Below are 436 nucleotides of genomic sequence, written 5' to 3'. Positions count from 1 at the left end.
CCCGGGGAGGCCATGGGGATCGTCGGGGAATCAGGCTGCGGCAAGTCTACGGTTTCGCTTGGTGTCATGCGCGACCTTCCCGGTCTCGGAAAGATCGTCGGGGGCCGCATCAAATTCCAAGGTAGGGACATGGGGGAAATGTCCGAGGAGGAGCTCCGTGCGATCCGCGGTAACAAGATAGCGATGGTCTATCAGGAGCCCATGGCAAGCCTGAACCCAGCCATGAGGGTCGGCGAGCAACTTACGGAAGTGCCCCTGCTTCACGACAAAGTGTCGACGCAGGAGGCGTATCGGCGCTCGCTTGAAATGCTGAAGGCGGTCCGCCTCCCCGATCCGGAGCGCATCATGCGCTCCTACCCTCACCAGCTTTCCGGCGGTCAGCAGCAGCGCATAGTAATAGCCATGGCGTTGCTCTCCAAACCGGCGCTCCTCCTCC

General features: G+C 61.7%; 1 protein-coding gene. It reads left to right on the top strand.

The annotated features are described in order from the left end of the window. Positions 1–436, top strand: a 436-nt coding sequence (locus tag X742_RS0139770; RefSeq protein WP_156939519.1) for an ATP-binding cassette domain-containing protein, incomplete at both ends; no start/stop codon positions are given.

This window comes from Mesorhizobium sp. LNHC229A00 (assembly GCF_000502415.1).
GTDB lineage: Bacteria > Pseudomonadota > Alphaproteobacteria > Rhizobiales > Rhizobiaceae > Mesorhizobium.
This window is presented reverse-complemented; position numbering and strand designations above follow the sequence as displayed.